Genomic DNA, 2,386 nt, shown 5'->3' with positions numbered 1-2,386 from the left:
TGTTGGTTTCCACGCGGAACTGAGCCGGTTTTTCCACCGAGAAGTGAGCCACCTCTGAGTATGGTTTTCTGATCAGGCTTTGGTCAAGGGGTTGGCCTTTTCTCCTCTCTTCTGTGCGGCTGCAGCCGAGCTGGCCTTGAAGCGGAAGCTATCGTTTCCGGTTTCCAGGATGTGGCAACGGTGGGTCAGGCGGTCCAGCAAAGCGGTGGTCATCTTGGCGTCGCCGAAGACGGTGGCCCATTCGCTGAAGCTGAGGTTGGTGGTTATGATGACGCTGGTGCGCTCGTAGAGCTTGCTCAGCAAGTGGAAGAGCAGCGCTCCGCCCGAGGCACTGAACGGAAGGTATCCGAGTTCATCGAGGATCAGCAGATCGAGACGAACCAGCGTCTCAGCGATCTGGCCTGCCTTGCCCTTTGCCTTCTCCTGCTCGAGCGCGTTGACCAGTTCGATGGTTGAGAAGAAGCGGACCTTTCGGCGGTGATGCTCGATAGCCTGGACGCCGAGAGCGGTCGCGACGTGTGTTTTGCCTGTGCCCGGTCCGCCGACGAGGACAATGTTCTGCGCTCCGTCGATGAACTCGCATCGGTGCAACTGGCGCACCGTCGCTTCATTGATCTCGCTGGCGGCGAAGTCGTACCCGGAGATGTCCTTGTAGGCCGGGAAGCGGGCAGCCTTCATGTGATAGGCGATGGACCGGACCTCACGCTCAGCCATCTCGGCCTTCAGCAACTGGGACAGGATCGGCACGGCTGCGTCGAAGGCCGGAGCACCTTGCTCGATCAGGTCCGTGACCGCTTGAGACATGCCATACATCTTCAGGCTACGCAGCATGATAACGACGGCGGCGCTGGCAGGATCATGACGCATGACGACCTCCCATGATCTGGACACGTAGGCGATCGTAACGTTCGACGTTGGCCTTGGGTTCACGCACCAAGGTCAGCGCCTGCGGCGTGTCGATGTCGGGGCCGTCGGTCGTTTTGCCGTCAATCAGCATGTGCAGCAGATTCAGCACGTGTGTTTTGGTTGGCACGCCTTGATCCAGAGCCAGTTCCACAGCCCTGACCACAACCTGTTCGTCGTGATGAAGCACCAGAGCGAGGATATCGGCCATCTCACGATCGCCGCCCAGGCGACGCAGCATCTGGGCCTGCAACTGTCGAAAGGCCAGCGGCAATTCCAGGAAAGGCGCACCATTGCGCAGGGCACCAGGCTTGCGCTGGATGACCGCAAGGTAATGCCGCCAGTCGTAAATCGTTCGCGGTGGTTTGTCGTGGCTGCGTTCTATGATCCGCGGATGTTCGCAGAGGATATTGCCCTCGGCTGCAACAACCAGTCTCTCGGGATAAATCCGCAGGCTGACGGGCCGGTTCGCAAACGATGCTGGCACGCTGTAACGATTACGCTCGAAGGTGATCAGGCATGTCGGCGAGACCCGCTTGCTCTGCTCGACGAAGCCGTCAAACATGGCGGGCAATGCCATTAAAGCAGGCTGCTCATCACCCCAAACATCCGCGATCGAACCGGGCAGGCTCCCGTGCGGTGTCTCCTGCCACAGGTCTTGGCAATGCTGTTCCAGCCAGACGTTCAAAGACAGCAAATCAGGGAAGTCCGGCATCTGTTGCCACAGCCGTGGTCTAGCATCCTGGACGTTCTTCTCGACCTGCCCCTTCTCCCAGCCTGCGGCGGGATTGCAGAACTCAGGCGCAAACACGTAGTGGTTCGTCATCGCAAGGAACCGGATGTTGACCTGTCGCTCCTTGCCGCGGCCAACGCGATCGACCGCCGTCTTCATGTTATCGTAGATGCCGCGAGCAGGCACGCCGCCGAACACACGGAAGCCATGCCAATGGGCATCGAAGAGCATCTCGTGCGTTTGCAGCAGGTAGGCCCTGACCAGAAAAGCCCGACTGTGCGATAGCTTGATATGTGCGACCTGCAACTTCGTGCGCTCGCCGCCGATCACGGCATAGTCCTCACTCCAATCGAACTGGAATGCTTCACCTGGGCGGAAAGACAGCGGGACGAATATGCCACGGCCCGTCGTCTGCTGCTCACGTTGCCGGTCAGCCCGCCAATCACGGGCGAAGGCGGCAACCCGACCATAGGAGCCGGTAAAGCCGAGAACCACCAGATCGGCATGAAGCTGCTTTAGAGTTCGACGCTGTTTGCGTGACCTCCCGGCCTCGGTCTTCAGCCAGGCCGCCAGCTTATCGGCAAAAGGATCAAGCTTGCTCGGTCGCTCCGGTATCGTGAACGTTGGCTCGATCGTACCGGCGTTCAAATACTTCGCGATCGTATTCCGCGACAGCCCCGTGCGCCGGCTGATCTCGCGGATCGACTGCTTCTCACGCAGCGCCATCCGACGGATGATGTTTAAAAGTCC

2 protein-coding genes are annotated in these 2,386 nt (G+C 59.6%); both read right to left on the bottom strand.

All coding sequences use genetic code 11. From position 1 onward, the window contains the following. Nucleotides 1–72: 72 nt before the first annotated feature. On the bottom strand, nucleotides 73–867 hold the full coding sequence (istB, locus tag ACQZ5N_RS26355) for an IS21-like element helper ATPase IstB (protein WP_448734568.1): 795 nt from the start codon (nucleotides 865–867) through the stop codon (nucleotides 73–75). After that, the coding region (gene istA / locus ACQZ5N_RS26350) for an IS21 family transposase (protein WP_448734567.1) at nucleotides 857–2,386 on the bottom strand (1,530 nt) is incomplete at its 5' end. The genes istB and istA, both read right to left, overlap by 11 nt.

The organism is Agrobacterium sp. 22-221-1, assembly GCF_053522445.1.
The sequence above is the reverse complement of the archived record's forward strand: the minus strand, read 5'-3'. Positions and strand labels throughout refer to the sequence as shown.

What these genes read in the sequence shown, in the direction of transcription:
- istB (WP_448734568.1), bottom strand. Translation starts at nt 867, where the DNA reads ATGCGTCATGATCCTGCCAGCGCCGCCGTCGTTATCATGCTGCGTAGC.